This is a genomic window from Aeromicrobium camelliae, assembly GCF_003850045.1.
GTDB classification, from domain to species: Bacteria; Actinomycetota; Actinomycetes; order Propionibacteriales; family Nocardioidaceae; genus Aeromicrobium; species Aeromicrobium camelliae.
The window spans coordinates 32,416-54,425 of record NZ_RQJX01000019.1 but is presented as its reverse complement, the minus strand read 5'-3'; the positions used below and the strand labels follow the sequence as shown (position 1 = coordinate 54,425).

Here is a 22,010-nt window from a genome sequence, read left to right as displayed (position 1 = left end):
CACCGCCCGGTGACATCCCGTCCGTTTTCGGGGCGGGGGCGATCGATAGCGTGACGTCATGACGCGTCACCGCTGGTCCATGCCGATCGTGCTGGGTCTCCCGGTGGTGATCGCTGCCGTCGGTGTCCTCGTCGTGCTGGCCTGGATGCCCGATCTCCCCGCGCAGGTCGCCACCCACTGGGGGAGCGGGGACGAACCCGACGGCTTCACGTCGCGCAGCGCTCTCCCGTGGATGATCGGCGCGCTGAGCGCGGTGATCCCGCTCGTCTGTTGCGGGTTGTTCCTCGCGCTCGGACTGCCGAGCCGCAGCACCGCCGCCACAGGCGCAGGACTGTCGTCCTTCCTGGCGGCGGTCATGCTGAGCACCCTCGCGCCGCAACGCGGACTCGACGATGCGGGAGATGTGACGATCCAGGGCGGGTGGATCGCGGCGAGCATCGGTATCGCGCTCCTCGCCGCTCTGATCGCAGCGGCCGTCACGCCGCGGGATCGCTTCGAGGGCTCGGTGCCCGCGTCACCCGTTGCCAGCGCCGACGCGCCGCGTACGTGGGCCGGTGTCGTGCGCAGCGACGTCATGCTCGCGATCACCGGCCTGGTGGCACTCGTCGGACTCGCCTCGCTCGTCACGCCGCTGCACATCATCGGTTACATCCTGCTGCCCGTGGCACTAGCGCTCGCCGCCACCGCGTGGTGGAAGGTCACCGTCGACGACCGTGGCGTTCTGGTCCGCTCGGCACTCGGCTGGCCGAGAATCCGTGTCCGTCCCGACCAGCTCAGGGCGCTGAAGTCGAGCACATCAGCGCTCTCGGCGACTTCGGCGGCTGGGGTGTGCGGATGAGTCCACGTGGCACCGGCATCGTGCTGTCGGCCGGCGACGCGATCGTCGTCCATCGACGGGACGCCCGCCCGCTCATCGTGGTCATCGACGACGCCGAGGGCGCTGCCGCTGCGATCAACTCCCGAGTGCGCGCTTCCTGATTAGGCTGAGCGCATGCCCGAGATGCCCGAGGTCGACGCACTCGTCGGCTTCCTGCGCGATAAGTGCGTGGGTGCGGTCGTCGCCGAGATCGAGCTCGTGTCGTTCGCCGTACTCAAGACCTACGACCCGCCGCTTCAGGCCTTCGCGGGTCTGGCCGTCACCGACGTCGTCCGGCACGGGAAGTTCATCGACCTCGACGTCGACGGATTGCACCTGGTGATCCACCTGGCGAAGGCCGGCTGGATCCGCTGGTCCGACAAGCTGGCCGACAGCCGGTTGAAGATGGGCAACGGACCACTCGCGATGCGGCTGCGCCTCGATGCAGGCGACGGTCCGCACGTCGGTTTCGACCTCACCGAGGCAGGCACCCGCAAAGGGCTGGCGGTGTACGCCGTGCGCGACCCGCAGGAGGTTCCCGGCATCGCGGCACTCGGGCCGGATCCGATGGCACCGGACTTCGACCTGCGCCCGCTGCTGAAGCGCAAGATGCAGGTCAAGCGGCTGCTGCGCGATCAGAAGATCATCGCCGGCATCGGCAACGCCTACAGCGACGAGATCCTCCACGCGGCCCGCCTGTCACCGTTCGCGATCGCCGAGCAGCTCGAGGACGACGAGATCGATCGGCTGGAGACGGCCGTGCACGAGGTGCTGGCGCAGGCGATGGCGGAGGCTGCGGGCAAGCCGGCCGCCGAGCTGAAGGACGCCAAACGCGCACGAATGCGCGTGCACGGCCGCGCGGGGGAGACCTGCGACGTCTGCGGCGACACCATCCGCGAGGTCGTCTTCAGCGACACCTCGCTCCAGTACTGCCCCACCTGCCAGACCGGCGGCAAGATCCTCAAGGACCGCACCACCAGCAAGTTCCTCAAGTAGGAAGCCGACCCCCGCGCTGTCCCCTCCGCGCCCGGTTCCGCGACCCGCCGTGCGCTCCGCGCCCGGTTCCGCGAGTGGCGCAAGGTGGGGGAGAATCCGGCGATTCCGCCCCCATTCTGCGCCGCTCGGTGATCACTTTGCGCCACTCGGCGAGGAGCGGGGCCGGTCGAGTGAGCTCGGAAGCCCGCCCGCGCCGACCGGCCGGTCCGCCCGCTCAGCCGAGCGCGACCAGGGTGACGGCGGCGGTGGCGCAGGCGAGTCCGACCGCCTGCCAGGGCTGAATCCGCTCCTTGAGGAGCAGCGCGGCGAGCAGCACCGTGGCCGCCGGATACAGCGACGAGATCACCGCGACGATCGACAGCAGCCCGTGCCGCGTTCCGAGGTAGAACGCCACCACCGCGACCACGCTGATCGGTCCCATCACCAGGGCGGGCAGCGCGTCCCGGCTCGGTCGCCACACCTGGCGCAGCGAGATCGCCGTCACCAGCACGGTCAGCGTCGAGACGAGATACATGAGCGGGAAGTGCCACATGCCGGCCGCGTCGTCGACCTGCGCGACGAAGCTGAACAGCACACCGAACCCGAGCCCGGCGAGGAGCCCGTCGACGACGCCGCTGCGGTGAGCGTCGTCGGCGTCGTTGGTGCGGGAGATCAGCACGATCGCCGGGAAGGCCAGGATGATGCCGATCGTCGCGAGCACATGCGGGCGGTCGCCGAGCGTGACGCCGACGATCACCGGCAGCAACGCGGTCCCCACCGCGGAGATCGGCGCGACGACTCCCATCCGCGCGCCGGCGAGCCCGCGGTAGAGGAAGGCGCATCCGAGCCCGCTGCCGACGCCCGCCGCGGCAGCCATTCCCAGGTCGTGCGAGCTCGGTGAGCCTCCGGCGATGAGCGCGACGAGTGTCATCAGCACGACCGCCGTGCTCTGTCCGATGACCGCGACCTGCCAGGCCGTCGCCCGCTTGGCGGTGATGCCGCCGAGGAAGTCCGAGACGCCGTAGGCGAGCGCGGAGACGAGGGACAGGACGACGGCCACGGACGCACCTTAGTGCCTGGGGCCGCTCATTAGGCTGAGGGCATGCGCAATCGTCGCAAGCCAGGAATCCGTGCTCGTGCCAACCGTGCGGTGGACGACTTCGCGTCTCGCATCGACGGGCAGACCGCCGACGCGGCCCGCCGTGCCTCGCAGGTGCTGACGATGGCCGTGCGCCTGCTGCGGTGGCCGAGTCTGGCACTGCTCGTCGTGCCGTTGCCGTTCATCGCCGCGGTCGCGTTGATCGGTCTGCTCGAGGACGGCGGCGTTCGGTGGGCGGCGCTCGTGATCGCACTGGTCATGGCCGTCGTCTCCGCGACATTCGGTGTACGGCGCTGGCGCATCCTCCAAGCCGTCGAGGATCCGGACAAGCTCGCGACCGAGCTCGGCATCGCCGTGAGCATGAGCGGCAAGGTGGACGATGCCCGCGGCGCGCTCCTGCAGATCACCTCGGGCGGTGGGAGCGGCCCGCGCGTGTTCAACCGGTTGCGCGGCGTGTGGAACACCGTCGGCCTCAGCGGTCGTTGGATCGACAGCGTCGGCGATCTACCTCGGGCCCGCTACTTCTTCCCGCCGCGCGTCGGCACCACGGTCGCGTTCACCCTGGCCGCGGCCTGGCTCGTCCCGATCGCGTTCGTCGCCTTCCTCCTGCTCGGCATCGCGGCACTCGCCAACTGACGCACGAAGGCCCCAGATTTGCGCCACATCCGTCAACCGGCCGGGGCCGGGGTTGACGGACTGGGCGCAAATCTGGGGCCTTGGTGACCTCAGGACTGGCGAGCGCGGGTCCGTGCAGCGAGGGCGGCGAGCGCCTTCGGGAAGATCTCCGCGGGAGGGGTGACCAGGCCGGCGCCGACCTGACCCGTGCCCGCGACGCGACCGGCCATGCCGGTGTTGATCTGCGGCAGCACGCCCGTGCGGCACACCTTGGTCACGTCGATGCCCGTCGGCGTCCCCATGAAGTCGAGCACCGGGATCGGCCAGCGATCGTTCTCCGCGAGTGTGATCTCGCGCATCCGGCGGGTCGTCGCCAGCGCGTCCGGGACGGAGCCGCCGACGAACCGCACGATCGCCGGGGCGGTGGCCATCGCGAATCCGCCGATGCCCGCCGTCTCGGTGATCGCCGAGTCGCCGATGTCGGGGTTGGCGTCGTCGGGCCCGTAACCGCCGAGGTACAGGCCGTCGGCGATCTGCGCCGGTCCGGTGAACCACTCGTCGCCGGTGCCGGCGGTCTGGATGCCGAACTCCGTGCCGTTACGCGCCATCGCCACGACCATCGTCGATCCCTCGATGCCGCGCGCGGCGTCGAGCGCGAGCTTGCACGCCGGCATCGCGACGTTGAGGAAGAAGTGGTCGTTGCCGCCCATGAACTCGAAGACCTTGGCGATGTCGGCCGCGTCCGCGCCCGAGTTGACCATCGCGGGCGCGAGGTCGCGCATGAGCATCAGCGTGCCGGCGCGGTTGCGGTTGTGCGCCTCGTCGCCCATCTGCAGCATCTGGCCGAGGATGCTGGTCGCGTTGACCGGCTCGCTGCCGCGGACGGCCTTCGACAGCAACGGACCGAGCACGTCGGACATCCACCGCAGCCGCTCGAGCACCTCGGGTCCGTAGGCGCCGTACCGCAGCACCTTGCCGAGACCCTCGTTGAGTGAGCAGTAGGTGCGGCGTCCGTCGGTCGGGTCCTCGAGTACCCACATCCACATCGACGGCGAGACGACACCGGCCATCGGACCGACCGCGCTGCGGTGATGGCACGGCTCGAGGCTCACCGACTGGCCGGACGCGAACAGCGCCTCGGCGTCCTCCGGATCGTCGACGAGTGCTTCGAGGGCAGCCGCTCCCATGAGGGCGCCGCGCATCGGGCCGGACGCGTTCTCCCAGGCCAGCGGCGGGCCGGCGTGGAGGAACTGGCCCTTCTCGAGGCCGAGGACCTCGCTGGCCGGGGCGACGTCGACGATCATCGCCTGCACGGCCATCATCGCCTCGGCGGCACGGCGGTTGGCGTCGACGCGCAAGGGGTCGGTGGCCACGGTGGCGAGGTCGTCCGCGGTGCCCTCCATCGGGGGACGCCAGTCCACCCGGGAGACCGGGACGGCCTGAGCGTCGAGCGCGTCGGCGAAGATGCTGACGCCGCTCGCGACGACGCCGTCGGCGGGGGTGTGCGTGGAAGTCATGCTGCCGCTCCCATCAGCGAGAGTGCCCGGCGCGTGGCCTGGGCGTTGGACAAGAACACTTCGGCGCCGGCGTCCGCGAGCGCGGCCGCCTGCCGGTCGAGCTGCTGCGGGTCGCCCTGCGTACCGACGCACGCGACGACGACTGCCAGGTCGCGTCCGGCCTTCCGGGCGGCCGCGATCGCGTCGCGGATCGCCGGGGCCGCCGTGGCCGCGGGGTCGGCGTCGGCGCCGTGACCGAGCACCACGTCCATGAGGATCACGGACGTCGACGCGTCCCGCGAGGTGCGGGCGAGGTAGTCCAGGCGCAGCGAGGGGTCGATCATCGGGTGGGCGCGGCCGCTGGTCATGCCGTCGTCGCCGAAGTCGATCATCAGCGGTCCGTCGGCCTGCAGGTCGGAGCCGAGCGCGTACGCCGGGTCGAGCGGGATGTTGCTCCACACCGGTCCGAGGCGGTCCTGCGTCAGCAGCATCGCCTCGTCGCACAGCGTTCCGCCGGCGAACAGTCCGCGCAGCTGGCCCGCGGTCGGGGTCGCCGCCGGTTCGCCCCAGCGCGGCCACTCGGGCACCTCGCGGCCGAGCGCCGCGAGCACACCCTCGGCCGCAGCGGTGAGATCGGGCTGTCCCTTGCCGAGGAGTGCGAAGTGCACGGGCGTCGACAGCTGCTCGGCGAACGCGCGCAGGTCGGCGGCCACCTCCTCCGCCGGGGGCTTCGACACGACGACGATGAGCTCGGTGGCCTCGTCGGCGTCGAGCCGCTTCATGGCCTGCTTGGTGGAGAGCGCGGCGACGTCGACGCTGAGGTCGCGTCCGCCGACGCCGAGCGCGGCGGTCATGCCGACGCCCGCCTGGTCCAGCAGGCACATGAGCTGCTGGCAGCCGGTGCCCGAGGCGGCGACGATGCCGACCGGACCGGGCTGGACGGTGTTGGCGAAGCCGAGGCCGATGCCGTCGACCATGGCCGTGCCGCAGTCGGGCCCCATCACGAGGAGATCGCGCTCGGCGGCGACGCGCTTGAGCGCCACCTCCTGCTCGACGGGCACGTTGTCGCTGAAGATCATGACGTCGCGGCCGGCGTCGAGGGCGTCCATCGCCTCCACGGCGGCGTACTGTCCCGGGACCGAGACGAGCGCGAGCCCCGCGTCGCCGCGTTCGAGCGCACGGCCGATCGTGCGGGGCGGATCCTCGACCGACGCTTCACCGTCGCTGCGGCGCGAGGCCGCCGCGAGGGCCGCGTCGACGGCAGCGAGGGCGGCGTCGAGACGCGACGGGTCTTCGAGGCGGATCGCGACGATCATGTCGTTCGGCGTCGTGTCCGGCAGCTCGAAGCCCATCTGCGCGATGACCTCGCGATTGAGCTCGGTGGCCATCGCGACCTGCGCGGCCAGCACACCGTCGACGGCGGCCACGTCCTTGCTGACCTGCAGCAGCGCGACGGAGTCGGCGTAGGCACCGGGCCGCAGCGCGACGTGGTCGGTGGATGTCGTCATGGGCAACTCCTTGAGACGAGATGATCGAGAGCAAGCGTGAGGCCGAGCAGCAGGCCCGTCCCCGAGGTGTGACCGATACGGGCGAGCGCCGCGACCGAGGCCGCGGGCTCTTCGGGGGACGTGGGGCGCCGCAGCTGGCGGAGGACCCGGGCGAAGTCCGGCAGGACGTCGCCCTCGGTCGCCCGGAGCAGCAGGGTGGCCGAGAGAGCGGTGGTCCGCGCGGTCGCGATCTCCAGCACGCGGTCGCGCACGGGCGCGGCAGCCGGCTGCGCCGCCGCGACCATCGTGGCGAGCCAGCCGCACGTGACGTCGTCCCCGAGCGGGGTCAGGCCGCTGCCGAGGCCGAGGAGGTCGTCGAGGGCGGTCTGGTCGCCGTCGCGCAACCGGTCGAGCGCATCGGCGGGGAGTTCGCCGACCACGGCCGGGTCGAGGGGCACGGTACGAAGACGAGCGAGCATCTCGGCGGCCTCGGTGGCGTCGAAGCGGGGAGCGCTGGCGTCGACGAGCCGGGCCACGCGTACGTCGGCCTTGCCGATGGACAGGGTGCCGTCACCGAGCCGCACGGGCGCGCCGGCCGCCGGGAGACCTCCACTGCCGTCGAGGCCGGTGAGCGAGGCCAGGGTGGTGTGGGCGCCGCACGGCACCTGCACGCCGCCGCGGGCGACGACCGCGAGCACGGTGTCGTCGACGCGCACGTAGACCGCCTGCGCGCCGCCGTGGAGGACCACGCCGTCGCGCGCCGGCTCGGCGAATCGGTCGCGCACCCAGGGCGAAGCCGCTGCGAGCACAGCGGTACGGGCGGCCATCGGATCTCCACGGGTCGAGATTTGTCGTCATTCGGACCCTAATCGGCGCTGCTACGCTGAGCCGACGTCAGATGTTGCCAAGGATCGACGGGGAGTTGTCCAGATCTTGATGAGACATAGCTATCGAGTCCCCCTGCGGGACGTGCTCAAGGTCGACACCCTGCGCAACACGACGGTGCTGGCCGGCAGCAAAGGCCTCGACCGCGTCGTCACGCGGCTCAACGTCATGGAAGTGCCCGACATCGTCGAATGGGTGCGCCCGCACGCGCTGCTCGTGACCAGCGGCTACCCCCTCATGGGCCTGGACGTGGACGGCGACCCGGGCCACAGCGAGTTCGTGGAGCTGGTCCGTCGCCTCGACGAGCTCGACGTCGCCGGACTCGGCATCAAAGTGGGCCGCTTCCTCGAAGAGGTCCCCGCGCCGGTGCTGCATCTCGCCGACGAGCTGGGCTTCCCGATCCTCGGACTCTCGGCCGAGACGGCCTTCGACGACCTGCTGGAGGAGGTGCACATCCGGCTGACCGACGTCCAAGCCGACGTGCTGCAGCGCACCGACGCGCTGCACGCGGCGCTCGAGGGGCTCGTGCTCGAGGGCGCCGGACTGCAGGAGATCGCCAGCCGGATCGCCGACGTGCTCGGCGTCGGCATCCTCGTCACCTCGATCGACGGTCGCGAGAAGGCGGGTGCGCTGACCGACGACATGCGGGTGGCACTCGAGGAGGCCGACCTGTTCGACCCGACGGGCCGCTTCCGAATCGAGCGTCCGCGTCTGCAGCCCATGGACATCGGGGAGGGGCAGGTGCTGGTGCAGCCCGTCGTCGCCGGCAGCAGCGACCTCGCCCGGCTCGTCGCGTACGACCCGCACCGCGCGATCTCCAAGGACGACCTCAACGCGCTGCAGCGCGCCTCGACCGTCGCGGCGTTGCTCATCACCCAGCAGCAGGCGCTGAACGCCGTCGAGAGCCGCTACCGCGGGGACTTCCTGCGGGAGGTGCTCGACGGGCGCGGGGGAGACCCCGAGCACGTGATCGAGCACGCCAAGACGCTGGACTGGCGGCTGGAATTCCCCGCCATCGTCGTCACCGCGGAGCTCGATCCGCCGTCCCCGGATCAAGCTCGCGTGCCCGCCCGCGTGCGGCGGTCCTGGCAGGAGCGGTTCTTCGCCGCGTGGACGCAGGTGGTCGGCTCGTTCGCGCCCCACGTGCCGATGGCCGACTTCTCCGAGGCCGTGGTGACGGTGTTATCGGCACCTGAGGGGATGCGCGACGACCCCGAGCGCGCCGCGGCCGGCCTGCGCGATCTCGTCGCCCGCATCGTCAAGTCCGTCGCCGGTGACAAGGGTGGCGGTCGGCGGCCGTTCTCGGTGGGCGCGAGCCGGTTGGTGACGAGTCTCGACGAGCTTCCGGTGGCCTACCAGCAGGCCCGGCGTGCGACCGAGGTCGGCCGGCGGTTCAGCGGCGGCAGCAGCACCTTCCACTTCGACGATCTCGGCGTGCACCGGCTCATCGGCCTCATCCCGGACCGCAGCGAGCTGTCCGCCTTCGCCGAGGACGTCCTGGGTGAACTCGCGCAGGACACGCCGGACGCCGCCGAACTGCGCGAGACGCTGCGGGTGCTGCTCGACACCAACCTCAACGTCGCCGAGGCCTCGCGCCTGCAGTTCGTGCACTACAACACGATGCGGTACCGGATCGGCAAGCTCGAGCAGCTGCTCGGCCCGTTCACGACCGACGCCAACCTCCGACTCAACCTCGCCGTCGCCCTCCAGGTCCGCGAGATCCAGCGCTGACGCGCGGCGCGGTGAGGATTACCAGGTTATGGAGGTTTTCTTCACCTCTCCGGGTGTTCTGTCACTCCTCCGGGAGAGTTCACCTGGAGGAGTGACAAGAAAACTACTGAACCTGGTAATCCTCCAGCCACGCGCTGCGGGCGGGGCGAGTGGGGCTCGGCGGGGCGGTTTTCCTTGGCGGGACAGGGGCGAACGTGATCGGTAGCACAACCGGCGAGGACCGCGCCCAGAACACTCGATAACGGATTCGTTACTTGTTTGTGAGATGTCGCTAATGAGGCTGTGTGACGCTCAGCACTACAGTCGGGCCACGAGGTCCCGACGGACATTGAGGAGTCCGCATGTCGAGCATGTTCAACTGGCAAGTCGTCCACGGGGGGAAGACACCACCACCAGGAGAGGCGGTCGGTCCCCGGGAGCGGTTGAGCTGGGGTCGCACCATCGGTATCGGCGCACAGCACGTCGTCGCGATGTTCGGTGCGACGTTCGTGTTCCCCGTCGTCATGGGTCTCGACCCGAACCTGGCGATCCTGTTCTCGGGTCTGTGCACGATCCTGTTCCTGGTCATCGTCAAGAACTGGGTGCCGAGCTACCTGGGCACGTCGGCTGCCTTCGTCGGCGCCGTCGCAGCGATCCGTAGCCAGGGCGGCGATTCCGCCGACGTCACGGGTGCGATCCTCACCGCGGGCATCGTGCTGATGCTGGTGGGCGTCCTCGTCCACTTCGCCGGCACCCGCGCCCTGCGCGCCGTGCTGCCGCCCGCGGTCACCGGCGCCGTGGTCATGCTGATCGGCTTCAACCTGGCCCCGGTCGTGGCCGGCGTCTACTGGCCGCAGGATCAGTGGGTCGGCCTGGCCACCGCGGTGTTCCTCGTCCTCGGTGCCGTGCTGTTCCCCGGCTTCTGGGCGCGCGTCGCGGTCTTCCTGAGCCTGCTGTTCGGCTTCGCGCTCTCGTGGATCCTGGACCTGACGGCCGGACCGGTCACCGCCATCGTCAACGGCGAGGAGGTCGTGCGCGACCGCGTCGACCTCTCCGGTGTCAGCGATGCGGCGTGGTTCGGGCTCCCGTCCGGCACGCTCGCCGATGGTGTCTCGGTCGTCCACGGCCCGAGCTTCTCGCTGACGTTCACCCTGCTCGTCCTGCCGGGCGTCATCGCACTGATCGCCGAGAACACGGGTCACGTCCGCAGCATCGCCGACCTGACCGGCAAGGATCTCGACCCGTACATGGGACGCGCCCTCGGTGCCGACGGCCTCGCCACGGCGATCGCCAGCTCCTTCGGTGGTTCGCCCACGACGACGTACGCCGAGAACATCGGCGTCATGTCGGCCACCCGGATCTACTCCACCGCCGCGTACTACGTCGCCGCGATCTTCGCCATCATCCTGGGTCTCTGCCCCAAGTTCGGTGTCATCGTCAACGCGATCCCCGGCGGTGTGCTCGGCGGTGTGACGGTCGTGCTCTACGGCATGATCGGCCTCATCGGCGCGAAGATCTGGGTCGACAACAACGTCGACTTCACCAAGCCCGGCAACATCGTCCCGCTCGCGGTCGGCCTGATCATCGGTATCGGCGACGTCACCCTGCGGATCACCGACAGCTTCGTGCTCAGCGGCATCGGCTTCGGCTCGGTCCTGCTGGTGATCCTGTACCACCTGGTCAACCGTGCGGACAAGACGACCAACTCCAACCCCGAGAAGACGGATCCGACGTACACGTGAAACCCGCAGCCTTCACCTACCAACGACCGACGACCTTGACTCAGGCGCTCGCGGCGTACGCCGCGGCACCTGAGGCCAAGGTGCTCGCCGGGGGCCAGAGCCTCATCCCCCTGATGTCGATGCGCCTGACCAGCGTGCCGGAGCTCATCGACATCAACGGGATCGAGGAGCTGTCCCACATCCACGTCGAGCGAGGTCAGGGGGTGAGGTTCGGCGCCATCGTGCGCCACGCGCAGTTGCACGCGCACGCCGAAGCGCGCGAGGTCCAGCCGTTGCTCCACGCAGCACTGAGCCACGTCGCGCACGCCACCATCCGCAATCGAGGGACCACGGTCGGCTCGATCGTCCACGCGGACGCGTCGGGCGAGATGCCGATGATCATGTCGCTGTTGGGTGGCACTCTCACCGTCGCGTCCGTCGAGGGCCGCCGGGAGATCACCGCCGAGGACCTGTTCATCGGTCCCTTGGAGACGAGCCTGCAGGCCGGGGAGATCGCCGTCGAGGCGTTCGTCCCCGCCCTGCCGGCCCGGCACGGCGTCGCCTTCGACGAGATCGCCCGGCGCCACGGCGACTACGCCCTGTGCGGTGTGGGCGCGATCGTCGGTCTCGACGCCGACGGCGCCATCGAGCACGTCCGCGCCGGGTACGTCTCGGTCAGCGAGACGCCCGCGGTCGTCGACCTGACCGGCTGCTTCCCCGACGGCGAGCTCACCGAGCAGGGGCTGAAGGACGCCGCCGAACTCGCGCTGACCCATCTCGAGCCCGAGGCGGACATCCACGCCAGCGCCGAGTACCGGGCGCAACTCGCCCGCACCCTGACCACCCGAGTCGTCGCCGCGGCCCACGCCGACGCCGGCGCTCGCGCGAACGCGGAGGTGACCGCATGACCACCCCAGGATCGACCGCCGAGCAGACCGAGACCATCCGCTTGCGCGTCAACGGCGTCACCCACGAGGTCGACGTCCCGCCGCGCCGGCTGCTGAGCGACGCGCTGCGGCACGACCTCGGCCTCACCGGCACGCACGTCGGCTGCGAGCACGGCGTCTGCGGTGCCTGCACGATCCTGGTCGACGGGCAGCCCACCCGGGCGTGCCTCATGTTCGCGATCGCCGCCCAGGAGTACGAGCTGACCACCGTCGAGGGGATGACCCGTCCCGACGGCAGCCTCGGCCCCGTCCAGCAGGCGTTCAAGGACTGCCACGGCCTGCAGTGCGGTTTCTGCACCCCCGGCTTCATCACCACGATCGAGGCCGGTCTGGAGGAGAACCCCGATCCGACGCCGGAGGAGGCGCGGGACATGATCTCGGGCAACCTCTGCCGCTGCACGGGCTACCAGAACATCGTCAAGTCGGTGCGGCGCGCCGCTGAGCTCAAGCGCGAGAACCCGACCGGAGAGGGGGCCGGACAGTGACCACGAAGCTGATGGGCGAGCCCGTCGCCCGCGTCGAGGACGACCGCCTCGTCACCGGCAAGGGCCGCTACGCCGACGACCTCATGCCCGGCGCGCTCGAGATGGCGGTGCTCCGCAGCCCGCACGCGCACGCCCGCATCCGCTCGATCGACGTCGACGCGGTCCTCGACGTCCCCGGCGTCCACGCCGTCTACACCTACGAGGACCTCGAGGGGCCGATGGCCGAGCCCCTGCCGCTGCTGATCCCGCACCCGGCGCTGACGCACGGGCGCACCCAGTACGCCCTGGCCAAGGACGAGGTCAACTACGTCGGCGAGGCGATCGCCGTCGTCGTCGCCGACAACCGCTACCTGGCCGAGGACGCCGTCAGCCGCATCGAGGTCGAGTACGACTTCCTGCCACCCGTCGTGGGCATCGACGCCGCCCGGGCCGCCGAGCACCTGGTGCACGAGGACGTGCCGGGCAACGTCGCCGCGGTCATGGAGCAGTCGTTCGGTGACGCCGAGGCCGCGATCGCCTCCGCCCCGCACCGGCTGAGCCTCGACCTCACCGTCGAGCGCAGCGCCTGCATGCCGATGGAGGGCCGCGGCACCGTCGCCCGCTGGGACGAGGACCTCAACCGCATGAGCGTCTGGACCTCCACCCAGACCTCCACCGGCGTCCGTGCCGCCGTCGCCACCAAGCTCGGTCTCGACCTCGGCCAGGTCGACGTCGTCACGCCCGACGTGGGCGGCGGCTTCGGCGTCAAGATCGTCCACCCCTGGCCCGAGGAACTGCTGGTCCCGATGGCCGCGAAGGCGCTGCGCCGTCCGGTCAAGTTCACCGAGGACCGCCGCGAGCACTTCATCTCCTCGGCGCACGAGCGCGGCCAGCAGCAGCACATCGAGGTCGGCTTCGACGACGAGGGCCGCGTGCTCGGCATGTCGGTCAAGTTCTGGCACGACAACGGCGCCTACACCCCGTACGGCCTCATCGTCCCGATCATCACGTCGACGCAGCTGCTCGGTCCGTACAAGCTGCCGAACTACAAGGTGGTCTTCGAGAGCCTGTACACGAACACGGTCATCGTCACGCCGTACCGGGGCGCCGGCCGGCCGCAGGGCGTGTACGCGATGGAGCGGACGATGGACGCCATCGCCGCCGAGCTCGGCATGGACCGCACGGTCGTGCGCGAGAACAACTTCATCCAGCCCGACGACTTCCCCTACGCGCACGGCGAGCTGACGTTCCAGGACGGCCGCCCGCTGATCTACGACTCCGGCAACTACCCGGAGATGATGCGCAAGGCCCGCGACCTCGTGGACTGGCCGTCGTTCGAGAAGTTCCGCGACGAGGCGCGCAAGGAAGGCCGTAAGGTCGGCATCGGCATCGCCTGCTACGTCGAAGGCACCGGGGTCGGCCCGTACGAGGGCGGCCACGTGCACATCGAGACGAGCGGCAAGGTCAAGGTGTCGACGGGTCTGACCACCCAGGGCCAGGGGCACCAGACCGCGTTCGCGCAGATCGTCGCCGACGAACTCGGCGTCCGGTTCGAGGACGTCGAGGTCGTCACCGGCGACACGCGTCGTTCGCCGTACTCGGTCGGCACGTTCGCGTCCCGCGCGGCGGTCATGAGCGGTTCGGCGATCGCGCTGGCCGCTCGCAACGCCCGCGCCAAGGCGCTCCGGCTCGCCGCCGACGCGCTCGAGGCCGACGTCGACGACCTCGAGATCGTCGACGGCATCGTTCGCGTCAAGGGCGCGCCGGACAGCCAGATCGCGCTCGGCACCCTCGCCGTGCTCTCCAACCCGCTGCGGTACGCCTTCGACGAGGCGTCGCGCGCGGCCACGCAGTTCGCCGTCGGCGACCCGAGCAAGCCGCCGGTGGCCGAGGACGACGAGCCCGGACTCGAGGGCAAGGACTACTACTCGCCGCCCCGGTCGACCTTCGCGAGCGGCATCCATGCCGTCATCGTCGAGACCGACCCGGAGACGGCCGAGATCCGCATCCTCAAGTACGCGGTCGTCCACGACTGCGGCACGCTCATCAACCCCCGCATCGTCGAGGGGCAGGTGCACGGCGGCGTGGCCCAGGGCGTCGGCGGTGCGCTGTACGAGCGCATGGCCTACGACGAGACCGGGCAGCTCCAGAACGCCTCGTTCATGGACTTCCTCATGCCCTACGTCACCGAGGTGCCCGAGAGCATCGAGATCGACCACCTGGAGACTCCGTCCCCGCTGAACCCGCTCGGGATCAAGGGTGCCGGAGAGGCGGGCGTCATTCCGTCGTCGGCGGTGTTCGCCGCGGCGATCGAGGACGCCGAGGGCATCCCGATCACGGCCATGCCGATTTCTCCCTCCGAGCTGTACGCTCTGCGGCTCGCCCACAGCAGCACCACTTCCCACGAAAGGACGGCGTCATGAAGGTATCCGGAACCGCACGGCTCGAAGCGGGAGTCGAGAAGGTCTGGGAGTCCCTGTTGTCGCCCGAGGTCCTCGTGCAGACGATTCCCGGATGCGAGCGGCTCGAGGAGACCGGTGAGAACTCGTACTCCGCGGTCATCACCGCTGGTGTGGCGTCGATCAAGGGCACGTACAAGGGCGCGGTGCGCCTCTCGGATCTCAAGCCGCACGAGTCGCTCATGATGCACGCCGAGGGGTCGGGCGCGCCCGGCACCATCTCGGTCGACGTCGCCGTGCGCTTCGAGCCCAACCCCGACGGCAGCACCCAGATCAGCTACGACGCCGACGCTGTCGTCGGCGGGATGATCGGCGGTGTCGGTCAGCGCATGCTCACCTCGGTCAGCAAGCGCATGGCCGCGGAGTTCTTCGGTTCGGTCAACAAGGTGCTGACCGGTCAGACTCCGGTCGCCGCGCCCGGTGCCGCTGCCGCACCGACGGAGGAGACCGTCGCCGCTGCCGCCGCTGCGGGTGCGGCCACGCAGCCGCAGGGCGTCGTCACGGCGCCGGTCGCGGCTCCGGGCGACTCGGAGTCCTTCCTCAAGGGCGTCGTGGTCGGTGCGGCCGTCGCGCTGCTCGGCGTGCTCGCCGGTGCCGTCGCGGCGCGGCGTCGCTGAGCCGGGGTCTTCATGACGCAGCACGAGATCGGCCCCTACTCGACGGCCCGCGCCATGCGCGACGCCGTCCGGGCCAAGGAGATCTCCGCTCGCGAACTCGTCCAGCTGCACCTGGACCGGGTCGAGCAGACGAACGGCACCATCAACGCCGTCGTCAGCCTCGACCCGGACCGGGCACTGAGCGAGGCGGCCGAGGCCGACGAGCGGCTCGCCCGCGGCGAGGACGTCGGGCCGCTGCACGGTCTGCCGTTCGCGTTCAAGGACACGCACGAGGTCGGCGGCTGGCGCAGCACCTCGGGCTCGCCGTTGCGGGCGGACCATGTGCCCGAACGGGACGAACTCGTCGTCGAGCGCGTGCGCAAGGCCGGCGCGATCACGATCGGCAAGACCAACGTGCCCGAGTTCGCGGCCGGATCGCACACGTTCAACCCGATCTTCGGGACGACCGTGAACCCCTACGACCCCTCGCGTTCGGCCGGCGGGTCCAGCGGGGGAGCGGCGGCCGCGCTGGCGAGCGGCATGGTGCCCCTCGCCGACGGCAGCGACATGGGCGGTTCCCTGCGCAACCCGGCCTCGTTCTGCAACGTCGTCGGGCTGCGCCCCTCGTTCGGGCGGGTGCCTCAGTGGCCCAACCCCAACACGTGGGAGACCACCTCGGTCCAGGGCCCGATGGCACGGAACGTCGAGGACCTCGCCCTGCTGCTCTCGGTGCAGGCCGGACCGACCTCGCGTAATCCGCTGGGCCAGGAGACGCCCGGCTCGGTCTTCGCCGACGTGGAGGACCTCTCGCTGCACGGGCTGCGCATCGCCCTCTCGATCGACCTGAACGGCGCCTTCCAGGTGGACCATCAGGTGGCCGGGATCGTCGGCGCGCAGCGGGCCGTGCTCGAGGGTGCCGGTGCCACGGTCGTCGATGAAGCGCCCCAGCTCGCCGAGGCCGAGGACACGTTCCGCACGCTGCGGGCGTGGCACTTCCAGGCCAGCTACGGGGCGATGCTCGCGGAGCATCCGGACGGTTTCAAGGCGTCACTCGCCGACAACATCCGCGCCGGGGAGAACCTCACCGGCCACGACGTGGCACGCGCCTACCGTCAGCGGACCGCGTTGGCGGAACGGATGCGGCAGTTCTTCGAGCACGTCGACGCGCTCGTGCTGCCGGTCAGCCAGGTGCCGCCGTTCAGCGCCGATCAGGAGTACCCGGCGGACATCAACGGCCAGCCTCAGGAGACCTACCTGGACTGGATGCGTTCGGCGTACTTCATCACGGTCACCGGGTGCCCCGCGCTCTCGGTGCCGGCCGGATTCACGCAGGAAGGGTGGCCCGTCGGCATCCAGATCGTCACGGCCCCGAACACCGAGCGCCGACTCCTCGCGATCGGCCGCGCGATCGAAGCGCTGACGCAGGCCGGTCAGCGACGACCGAGCCTCTGACCAGGGGACGGGCGGTGAGTAAACGTCCGTTCTCCGCACTGGGCGGTGAGTATGCGTCCATTCCGCGGCCCGGAATGGACGCCTACTCACCGCCTTCGGTGTGAATACCGAGGGCTCCCTTCTCGGCATGAAGTGACAACAAAGGGGGCCTTCCTCGTCAGGAGTTGACGTGGAATCGCGCCTCGGGACGCGATGGAATGTGACGGCAACGACAACAGGAGGTCCGCAGGTGCCCAACGACAGCCATATCAGGATCGGCATCGACACCGGAGGGACGTTCACCGACGTGGTGGCGTTCGACGAGGCGTCGGGAACGATGGTGACCACCAAGACGCCGTCGACGCCCAGCGATCCCGCCGAGGGCTTCCTGGCCGGTGTCGCCAAGGTTCTCGACATCCTCGGCGAGGACGGCAGCGCGCTGAGCGCGATCAGCCACGGCACGACCGTCGCCACCAACCAGCTCCTCGAGGGCAAGGTCGACCGGCTCGGCTTCATCACCAACGAGGGCTACGAGTCCGTCCTCGAGATCGCCCGCCAGTCCGTCCCCGACGGCTACGGCAACTCCTACTTCTGGGTCAAGCCCGACCGCATCGTCCCCCGTGACCTCGTCAAGGGCGTGGCCGGCCGCATCGATCACAACGGCGTCGAGATCCGGCCGTTCGACGAGGAGGGCGCCCGCAAGGTCGCGCGCTGGTTCCGTGACCAGGGCATCACGACCCTCGGCATCTGCCTCCTGCACGCCTACGCCAACCCCGCGCACGAGGAGCGCCTTCGCGAGATCGTCGCCGAGGAGCACCCGGAGGCCGTCGTCTCGGTCTCGTCGGAGGTTCTGCGCGAGTACCGCGAGTACGAGCGCTCGATGACGACGCTCGTCGACGCCGCGGTCAAGCCCAAGCTCTCGCGTTACATCAACAACATCAAGCGCCGCCTCGACGAGTTCACGGCCGAGGAGGGCTCCGTCCCCTTCTACGTCATGAAGTCCAACGGCGGTGTGCTGAGCGCCGACGAGGTCGTGCACCAGCCCATCACCACCGTGCTCTCCGGCCCCGCGGCCGGTGCGCTCGGTGCCGCGCTGATCGGCAAGATCGCCGGCTTCGACCGCATCCTGACCTGCGACGGCGGCGGCACCTCGACCGACGTCTCGGTCGTGATCGACGGCGAGCCCACCCTCACCACCGAGGGTTCGGTCGGCGTCTACCCGAGCAAGATCCCGATGATCGACGTCGTCACGGTCGGTGCCGGCGGTGGCTCCATCGCGTGGCTGTCCGCCGAAGGCACCCTCAAGGTCGGTCCGCATTCGGCCGGTGCCGATCCGGGACCGGTCTGCTACGCCAAGGGCGGCACGGACGTCACGATCACCGACGCGCACGTCGTGCTCGGGCGGATCCCGCCCCACCTGCTCGGTGGTGAGATCCCGCTCGATGTGGACGGCGCCCGCACCGCGCTCGAGGAGCTGTCGGGCAAGCTCGGCATGAGCCTGGAGGAGTGCGCCGTGGGCGTGCTCGAGATCTCCGCCTGGAACCAGGCCAACGCGCTGCGCCAGGTCACCGTGAAGCGCGGTCTCGACGTCCGCGACTTCGCCCTCACGACGTTCGGTGGTTCCGGTTCGCTGCTGCTGTGCCGCCTGATGGACATCCTCGACATCGGCACCGTCGTCGTCCCGCTCAACCCGGGCAACCTGTCGGCGTTCGGCCTGCTCACCGTCGACGTCAAGAACGACTACGTGCAGACCCAGGTCAGCCTCCACGAGAAGCTCGACATCGTCGGCACCGGCAAGCTCTTCGACGAGCTCACCGAGCGTGCGGCCGCGGCGCTGGAGCTCGAAGGCTTCGCGCCCGAGGACCACCAGTTCGTCCGCACCGCCGACCTGCGCTACTTCGGTCAGGCCTTCGAGGTGCGGGTGTCGGTCGACGACGGCCCGTTCGACGAGGCGGCCGCCGAGGCCGTCGCGGAGCGCTTCCACGACGAGCACCGCGCGCTCTACGGGTACGACTTCCGCGGCAACGACGAGCAGCAGGTCGAGTGGGTCAACCTCCGCGTCTCGGGCATCGGCCCGATCAAGCGCCCCGAGGTGCGGTCCGAGGAGGTCCAGGAGAACCCCGAGGTCGTCGAGGCCTCGCGCCGGGCGGTGTGCTTCGAGCCGGCCGCCGGCTACGTCGACACCCCGGTCTACTGGCGCCCCGACCTCGCGCCGGGCGCGCAGGTGGCCGGCCCGGCGATCATCGAGGAGTTCGGCTCCACCGTGCCGCTCCACCCGGGCTTCGTCGCTCGCGTCGACGCCTACCGCAACATCATCGTGACCCGTGAAGGAGCCGATTCATGACGTCCCTCAGCACTGAGCAGAGCTCCGTGGACGCAGGTGCCACCGCGTCGAGGCGTGCACCGACCCAGTTCCCGTTCGGCACCCTCACCGCGGACGGCGGGGCCAGTGCGGACCCGGTCCTCGTCGAGATCGTCCAGGGCAGCCTCGCGGCCGTCGAGATGGAGGTCGAGACGGCGATCGCACGCACCTCGCGCTCGCCCATGATCCGCGACGCCCACGACTTCCGCGCGGGCATCCACGACCGCAAGCTGCGCAAGCTCACCGGGCGCTCCTACAGCGCCCTCGTGCACCCGATCGCGCGGGACTTCCCGCTCGAGGAGATGGTGCCCGGCGACGTGTTCTTCCACAACGACGTCTACGAGTCCGAGGGCGGCATCGGCCACCTCCCGGACCTGTGCGTGACCGTCCCGGTGTTCCACCTGAACCCCGAGACCGGCAAGCAGGAGGTCGTCGCCTTCGTGCAGGCCTTCGGTCACCACGACGACATCGGCGGTGCCGTGCCGGGCTCGATGCCCAGCAACGCCACCTCGGTGTACGAGGAGGGCCTGGCCGTCCCGCCGATCAAGCTGTGGGATGCCGGTGTGCCGGTGCGCTCGGCGCTGCGCATCATGACCCGCAACTCGCGGACGCCCGAGGCGCTCGCGGCCGACCTCGACGCCGAGTGCTCGGCCTGCCTCATGGGTGCGCAGCGACTCGGCGAGCTGTTCGACCGCTACGGCCGTGACGCCGTGGAGTCGGCCTTCGACGCGATCATCGACAACACCACGCGCACCTACCGCCGCGAGATCCTGTCGAAGATCCCCGTCGGCACCTGGGTGTGGGAGGACTACGCCGAGCACGACGGTGTCGAGGACCCCAAGCTGCACACGCAGCGCATCACGCTGACCCGCACGCCGGAGGACGACCCCGAGGGTGAGCGCCTCATCCTCGACTTCGCGGGCACGTCGCCGCAGGCCAAGGGGCCGATCAACCACTGCGGCGACTACTCCGACGGCGTCTTCCTCAAGAAGTGGCTCGCGCCGATCCTGCGCAACCTCGCGGACACGCCCGAGCGGATGGCCGAGCTCGACGTCAACGAGGGCATCGTGCCGCTCATCGAGATGCGGTTCCCGCCCAAGGGCACGCTGCTGACGCCGGAGTTCCCGGCGCCGACGAACGCGCGCACCTTCGTCATCCTGCGTCTGCTCGGCGTGCTGGCCGGCGTCATCGCCAAGGCGGTCGACGGCCGGATGCCGGCCGACCAGGAGACGATCCGCTACACGGGTGTGTACGGCGAGGACATGGAAGGCCGTCCGTACCTCATGCGTGAGGTGCTCGGCGGCGGCGCCGGTGGCCGGTACTACGCCGACGGCGAGGACACGATCCACGTCGTCCCGGACTCGCGGAACCTGCCGACCGAGTTCACCGAGTCGCGCTTCCCGTTCATCGTGGAGAAGCTCGGCCTGGCCAAGGACTCCGGCGGTGCCGGGCAGTTCCGCGGCGGTCTCGGCTACGAGAAGCACATCCGCATGCTCAAGGACGCGAACTTCATGTCCATCGCGGACCGTTCGATCCTCGCGTGCTGGGGCGTCAAGGGCGGCAAGGCCGGCGCGCCGTTCCAGGTCGTCGTCAACCCGGGCACGCCCGAGGAGCGTGAAATCGACGCGCTCGCGGACGCCGAGCCGATCAAGGCCGGGGAGACCATCCGCATCCGCACCACCGGCGGTGGCGGCTGGGGCGACCCGCTGGACCGCGACCCCGAGATGGTCGTCCGCGACGTCCTGTGGGACAAGGTCTCGGAGGAGAAGGCGCTCGAGGACTACGGCGTCGTCCTGACCGGCAGCGTCGCCACGGACGATCTCGGCTACGACGCGGAGGCCACGAAGCGCGAGCGCGAGCGCATCCGGGCCGAGCGTCCTGAGGAGCCGTTCTTCGACCGCGGGCCGGGCTACGCCGCGCTCAGCGGTGGACACCTCGCCGCCGAGGTCGACTGGGCGAACACCCAGCACGGGATGACCGTCGCCGAGGTGGCGGTCGTCGGGGGTCGCGGCAAGACGGGGCACGCCGTCGCCGCGGCCCTCGGCACCCGGGGGGTCGCCGTGCGGCCGGTCGGTCGGTCCGAGATGGCCGATCCGGTCGCCGCGCTGCAGGGCTGCCAGGCGATGTATCTCATGGCGCCGAACATGGCCGAGGACGAGCCCGCGCTCGTCACCTCGCTGCTCGACGCCGCACGCGCAGCGGGCGTGGGCCGGGTGGTCTATCATTCGGTCTGCGCCCCGTACGCGCCGGCGATGCCGCATCACGTCGGCAAGGCGGTGAGCGAGGACCTCGTCCGCCGCAGCGGCCTGGACTGGACGATCCTGCAGCCGTGCGCGTACGTGCAGAACTTCCTGGCGGGTCTGCGCGCGGAGGAGCCTGCCGTCGAGGCGGTGTACGACCTCGATCGGCCGTTCGGTCTGGTCGACCTCAACGACGTCGGCGAGGCCGCTGCGATCACGCTGCTCGATCCGTCACACGTCGGCGCGACCTACGAGCTCGGCGGACCGACGTCGGTGTCGGTCCGCGACCTGGCGGCCGCCGCCGAGCGGGTGCTCGGACGTCCTGTCCGCCTGGCGCAGATCGCCGCGAGCGACTGGGCCGCCGGTCCGGGCGCCGGCTTGGGCGAACGCGAGCGCACGTGGCTGCTCGGGATGTTCGACTATTACGACAAGCACGGACTGCCGTGCGGCCCCCTGCCGCTGCGCGAGCTCCTCGGCCGCCCGGCCCACGACCTCGACACCACCCTCCGCGCCGAACTCGGCTGAACCGCCGCGGGCGCACGTGACCCCGCCCGGTCCGCCCGCCCGCCGCACGGCGCAGCCGCCGGGCAGCCGCGAGTGGTGCAATGTCGCGACCGAACGAACGCGATCGTCGCGACACTGCACCACTCGCGAACACATGTGCACC

The 22,010-nt window shown here is 70.4% G+C and carries 17 protein-coding genes; 13 read left to right on the top strand and 4 right to left on the bottom strand.

Annotation, left to right across the window (positions count from 1 at the left end; translation table 11 throughout):
• Positions 1 to 58: 58 nt before the first annotated feature.
• From EHW97_RS12880 to EHW97_RS12875, 3 genes are read left to right on the top strand one after another with little or no spacing between them, the layout of a single operon-like run.
• On the top strand, positions 59 to 838 hold the full coding sequence (locus EHW97_RS12880; protein ID WP_124237583.1) for a DUF1648 domain-containing protein: 780 nt from the start codon (positions 59 to 61) through the stop codon (positions 836 to 838).
• Positions 835 to 978 (top strand): hypothetical protein, encoded by a 144-nt coding sequence (locus EHW97_RS15360; RefSeq protein ID WP_166367502.1) that lies wholly within the window; start codon positions 835 to 837, stop codon positions 976 to 978. The genes EHW97_RS12880 and EHW97_RS15360 overlap by 4 nt, the downstream gene beginning before the upstream one ends.
• Before the next feature lie 13 nt (positions 979 to 991).
• Positions 992 to 1,852: a DNA-formamidopyrimidine glycosylase family protein gene (locus tag EHW97_RS12875; RefSeq protein WP_124237582.1), complete on the top strand. Its 861-nt coding sequence runs from the start codon at positions 992 to 994 to the stop codon at positions 1,850 to 1,852.
• A gap of 214 nt (positions 1,853 to 2,066) precedes the next feature.
• On the opposite strand, the gene EHW97_RS12870 is transcribed toward EHW97_RS12875, so the two are convergent.
• Positions 2,067 to 2,891, bottom strand: a complete 825-nt coding sequence (locus EHW97_RS12870; RefSeq protein WP_124237581.1) for an EamA family transporter — start codon at positions 2,889 to 2,891, stop codon at positions 2,067 to 2,069.
• Positions 2,892 to 2,933: 42 nt separating this feature from the next.
• Here EHW97_RS12870 and EHW97_RS12865 point away from each other — a divergent pair, with 42 nt between their 5' ends.
• Complete coding sequence (locus EHW97_RS12865; RefSeq protein WP_124237580.1) at positions 2,934 to 3,566, top strand: hypothetical protein; 633 nt, start codon at positions 2,934 to 2,936, stop codon at positions 3,564 to 3,566.
• A gap of 89 nt (positions 3,567 to 3,655) precedes the next feature.
• On the opposite strand, the gene EHW97_RS12860 is transcribed toward EHW97_RS12865, so the two are convergent.
• The 3 genes from EHW97_RS12860 to EHW97_RS12850 are packed head-to-tail and all read right to left on the bottom strand — an operon-like array spanning position 3,656 to position 7,355.
• Positions 3,656 to 5,062 carry a YlbE family protein gene (locus EHW97_RS12860; RefSeq protein ID WP_124237579.1) on the bottom strand — a complete coding sequence of 469 codons (1,407 nt, stop codon included), beginning with the start codon at positions 5,060 to 5,062 and terminating at the stop codon, positions 3,656 to 3,658.
• Positions 5,059 to 6,549, bottom strand: coding sequence for an FdrA family protein (locus EHW97_RS12855; protein WP_124237578.1), 1,491 nt, complete (start codon positions 6,547 to 6,549; stop codon positions 5,059 to 5,061). The genes EHW97_RS12860 and EHW97_RS12855 overlap by 4 nt, the downstream gene beginning before the upstream one ends.
• On the bottom strand, positions 6,546 to 7,355 hold the full coding sequence (locus tag EHW97_RS12850; RefSeq protein ID WP_124237577.1) for an oxamate carbamoyltransferase subunit AllH family protein: 810 nt from the start codon (positions 7,353 to 7,355) through the stop codon (positions 6,546 to 6,548). Before EHW97_RS12850 ends, EHW97_RS12855 begins: the two co-directional genes overlap by 4 nt.
• Before the next feature lie 109 nt (positions 7,356 to 7,464).
• On the opposite strand from EHW97_RS12850, the gene EHW97_RS12845 reads away from it, so the two are divergent.
• The 9 genes from EHW97_RS12845 (at position 7,465) to EHW97_RS12805 (ending at position 21,868) form a co-directional block, all read left to right on the top strand.
• On the top strand, positions 7,465 to 9,144 hold the full coding sequence (locus EHW97_RS12845; protein ID WP_124237576.1) for a PucR family transcriptional regulator: 1,680 nt from the start codon (positions 7,465 to 7,467) through the stop codon (positions 9,142 to 9,144).
• Positions 9,145 to 9,485: 341 nt separating this feature from the next.
• The gene (locus EHW97_RS12840; RefSeq protein ID WP_208002031.1) at positions 9,486 to 10,865 is read left to right on the top strand and encodes a uracil-xanthine permease family protein; all 1,380 of its coding nucleotides are present in this window, start codon (positions 9,486 to 9,488) and stop codon (positions 10,863 to 10,865) included.
• The gene (locus EHW97_RS12835) at positions 10,862 to 11,752 is read left to right on the top strand and encodes an FAD binding domain-containing protein (RefSeq protein WP_124237575.1); all 891 of its coding nucleotides are present in this window, start codon (positions 10,862 to 10,864) and stop codon (positions 11,750 to 11,752) included. The genes EHW97_RS12840 and EHW97_RS12835 overlap by 4 nt, the downstream gene beginning before the upstream one ends.
• Positions 11,749 to 12,276, top strand: coding sequence for a (2Fe-2S)-binding protein (locus tag EHW97_RS12830; protein ID WP_124237574.1), 528 nt, complete (start codon positions 11,749 to 11,751; stop codon positions 12,274 to 12,276). The genes EHW97_RS12835 and EHW97_RS12830 overlap by 4 nt, the downstream gene beginning before the upstream one ends.
• The gene (cutA, locus tag EHW97_RS12825) at positions 12,273 to 14,678 is read left to right on the top strand and encodes an aerobic carbon-monoxide dehydrogenase large subunit (RefSeq protein WP_124237573.1); all 2,406 of its coding nucleotides are present in this window, start codon (positions 12,273 to 12,275) and stop codon (positions 14,676 to 14,678) included. The genes EHW97_RS12830 and cutA overlap by 4 nt, the downstream gene beginning before the upstream one ends.
• Complete coding sequence (locus EHW97_RS12820; RefSeq protein ID WP_124237572.1) at positions 14,675 to 15,331, top strand: SRPBCC family protein; 657 nt, start codon at positions 14,675 to 14,677, stop codon at positions 15,329 to 15,331. Before cutA ends, EHW97_RS12820 begins: the two co-directional genes overlap by 4 nt.
• A gap of 12 nt (positions 15,332 to 15,343) precedes the next feature.
• On the top strand, positions 15,344 to 16,762 hold the full coding sequence (locus EHW97_RS12815) for an amidase (protein WP_124237571.1): 1,419 nt from the start codon (positions 15,344 to 15,346) through the stop codon (positions 16,760 to 16,762).
• A gap of 229 nt (positions 16,763 to 16,991) precedes the next feature.
• Entirely contained in the window at positions 16,992 to 19,085 is a 2,094-nt protein-coding gene (locus EHW97_RS12810; protein ID WP_243696443.1) for a hydantoinase/oxoprolinase family protein, read from the top strand.
• Positions 19,082 to 21,868, top strand: coding sequence for a hydantoinase B/oxoprolinase family protein (locus EHW97_RS12805; protein WP_124237570.1), 2,787 nt, complete (start codon positions 19,082 to 19,084; stop codon positions 21,866 to 21,868). The genes EHW97_RS12810 and EHW97_RS12805 overlap by 4 nt, the downstream gene beginning before the upstream one ends.
• Positions 21,869 to 22,010: the final 142 nt, after the last annotated feature.

What these genes read in the sequence shown, in the direction of transcription:
- EHW97_RS12850 (WP_124237577.1), bottom strand. Translation starts at nt 7,355, where the DNA reads ATGGCCGCCCGTACCGCTGTGCTCGCAGCGGCTTCGCCCTGGGTGCGC.
- EHW97_RS12830 (WP_124237574.1), top strand. Translation starts at nt 11,749, where the DNA reads ATGACCACCCCAGGATCGACCGCCGAGCAGACCGAGACCATCCGCTTG.
- EHW97_RS12815 (WP_124237571.1), top strand. Translation starts at nt 15,344, where the DNA reads ATGACGCAGCACGAGATCGGCCCCTACTCGACGGCCCGCGCCATGCGC.
- EHW97_RS12840 (WP_208002031.1), top strand. Translation starts at nt 9,486, where the DNA reads ATGTCGAGCATGTTCAACTGGCAAGTCGTCCACGGGGGGAAGACACCA.
- EHW97_RS12855 (WP_124237578.1), bottom strand. Translation starts at nt 6,549, where the DNA reads ATGACGACATCCACCGACCACGTCGCGCTGCGGCCCGGTGCCTACGCC.
- EHW97_RS15360 (WP_166367502.1), top strand. Translation starts at nt 835, where the DNA reads ATGAGTCCACGTGGCACCGGCATCGTGCTGTCGGCCGGCGACGCGATC.
- EHW97_RS12880 (WP_124237583.1), top strand. Translation starts at nt 59, where the DNA reads ATGACGCGTCACCGCTGGTCCATGCCGATCGTGCTGGGTCTCCCGGTG.
- EHW97_RS12865 (WP_124237580.1), top strand. Translation starts at nt 2,934, where the DNA reads ATGCGCAATCGTCGCAAGCCAGGAATCCGTGCTCGTGCCAACCGTGCG.
- EHW97_RS12875 (WP_124237582.1), top strand. Translation starts at nt 992, where the DNA reads ATGCCCGAGATGCCCGAGGTCGACGCACTCGTCGGCTTCCTGCGCGAT.
- EHW97_RS12860 (WP_124237579.1), bottom strand. Translation starts at nt 5,062, where the DNA reads ATGACTTCCACGCACACCCCCGCCGACGGCGTCGTCGCGAGCGGCGTC.
- EHW97_RS12845 (WP_124237576.1), top strand. Translation starts at nt 7,465, where the DNA reads ATGAGACATAGCTATCGAGTCCCCCTGCGGGACGTGCTCAAGGTCGAC.
- EHW97_RS12820 (WP_124237572.1), top strand. Translation starts at nt 14,675, where the DNA reads ATGAAGGTATCCGGAACCGCACGGCTCGAAGCGGGAGTCGAGAAGGTC.
- EHW97_RS12805 (WP_124237570.1), top strand. Translation starts at nt 19,082, where the DNA reads ATGACGTCCCTCAGCACTGAGCAGAGCTCCGTGGACGCAGGTGCCACC.